This window comes from Allosalinactinospora lopnorensis (assembly GCF_000981225.1).
In the GTDB taxonomy this organism is placed as follows: domain Bacteria; phylum Actinomycetota; class Actinomycetes; order Streptosporangiales; family Streptosporangiaceae; genus Allosalinactinospora; species Allosalinactinospora lopnorensis.
The window spans coordinates 1-1,681 of sequence record NZ_LAJC01000171.1 but is presented as its reverse complement, the minus strand read 5'-3'; the positions used below and the strand labels follow the sequence as shown (position 1 = coordinate 1,681).

4 protein-coding genes are annotated in these 1,681 nt (G+C 65.7%); all 4 read left to right on the top strand.

The genetic code is table 11. The annotated features are described in order from the left end of the window. Positions 1–219: 219 nt before the first annotated feature. Positions 220–543, top strand: coding sequence for a helix-turn-helix domain-containing protein (locus VS93_RS27445; RefSeq protein WP_052746022.1), 324 nt, complete (start codon positions 220–222; stop codon positions 541–543). After that, a complete protein-coding gene (locus tag VS93_RS27440; RefSeq protein ID WP_052746021.1) occupies positions 544–1,023 on the top strand; it encodes a DUF5753 domain-containing protein in 480 nt (159 codons plus the stop codon). Then, a complete protein-coding gene (locus VS93_RS28765; RefSeq protein WP_082127219.1) occupies positions 1,016–1,192 on the top strand; it encodes a DUF397 domain-containing protein in 177 nt (58 codons plus the stop codon). Before VS93_RS27440 ends, VS93_RS28765 begins: the two co-directional genes overlap by 8 nt. A gap of 165 nt (positions 1,193–1,357) precedes the next feature. Further along, positions 1,358–1,681 (top strand): helix-turn-helix domain-containing protein (locus tag VS93_RS26305; RefSeq protein ID WP_046472529.1); only part of this gene is annotated, 324 nt, incomplete at its 3' end.

Below are 1,681 nucleotides of genomic sequence, written 5' to 3'. Positions count from 1 at the left end.
AGCTCTAAGGCCCTGCCCGGTGTGCACCCACCGGTCAGGGCCGCTTTCATGTGGAGTGGCCAGGGGAACGTCAGGCATCCCCGGGCCATCTGCTGTTCACAATGCCCGCACAGAATCCCAGGTGGAAGGAAAAACCCAAGGTCGAGCGCTTTCGAAATGTCCTGTGGAAAACTGTGAATTTCTTATGCAAGCCATGCTGCGGCGTGGTGGACTGCGGCCATGACGGCGGACAAGAGGGCGATGCAGCGCTTCGGTCGAGAAATGGCGCGGACGCGCAAGCTGGCCGACATGACGCAAGGCGCGCTGGCCGACAAGCTGGGCGTCAGCCCGTCCCACATCTCCAACCTTGAGCGCGGCTATCGCGCTCCTGTACCCGCCCTTCTCCCCAGACTGGACAGGGAATTGAGGTCGGGGGAGCGGCTGACTCGGTTGTGGGACGAGTTGACCGGAAGCGGGCGCCAAGCGTGGCTGGAGGAAGTCACGGCATTGGTTCGCGACGCCCGGGCCGTCATGGATTACCAGGTCAACGTATTCCCGGGTTGATTGCAGACAGAGGAATACGCCCGCGAGCTGATCACGGCGGGAGTGCCATGGGCGAAGCCCGGCGATGTTGCGGCAGCGGTCGCCGAACGCGTGAATCGAGCCAAGAATTTCGCGGAGGCGACCTCGCCGCTGCTATGGGTCGTCCTTGATGGGATGATTGTCCGGCGACGGTTCACCACAGAAGACGTTCGACATGAGCAGCTCGAACACGTCATAAAGCTGGTGGAGTCCAGGCGTGTCTCTGTCCAGGTCATCCCCGAGAACTATCGGGGCCATCCTGGGCTCACCGGGCCGTTCAAAGTGATCACACCAGATGCCGGTCCGGACGTGGTATACGCCGAGAGCATCCATGAAGGCCAGATCATCACATCGGCAGCAGACGTCTCCCGGTACCGGTTATTGTTCGGCAGGCTTCAAGCCGTGACCCTGGGGCCAGCCGAGTCCACAGAAATGATTCGGAAAGATTTGGAACATGGCTGAGTGGCACAAGTCGTCGTACAGCGGGGCGACCAACGAGTGCGTGGAGGTCCGTGAGCACGCGGAGAGTGTGGACATGCGCGACACACGGAACCGCCGCCTCGGGTCCCTGTCGTTCACCGCTGCTGCGTGGTCGTCGTTCCTCGAAGCTGTCAAGACCGGCCGACTCTGACGCCCCCTTGCCCCCGGCCTCCTCTCTTCGAGAGGAGGTCCTCCTCTTGGCCGGTTACGCCGTTCGCGGAACCGGCGGGGCGGTTCCGTCCGCGTATGGAAGCGCCCGGCGGCGCGGCGTAGTGTTGGCGGCATCCGACACGGCAGACCGGCAACGGAGATCTCCATGAGCGACCCCCTCCTGCGCGCCGTTCCCGCCTCCGAGGAAGCGGACGAGCCGCTGATGCGCGACCTCATCGGCGGCGCGCTTCGGCGGGCCCGGACCGAGCAGGGCCGGACCCTGCGCGAGGTCGCCGAGACCGCCCAGGTGTCACTGCCCTACCTGTCCGAGATCGAGCGGGGCCGCAAAGAGCCCTCCTCCGAGGTGCTGGCCGCCGTGTACCGCGCCCTGGGGCTGCGGCTCGTCGACCTGGTCGGGGACCTGCGCACCGAGCTCGCCGCGATACCCGGTACCGTCGCGCGGCCGTCCCCGCCCCGGGGCCGCCCGCCC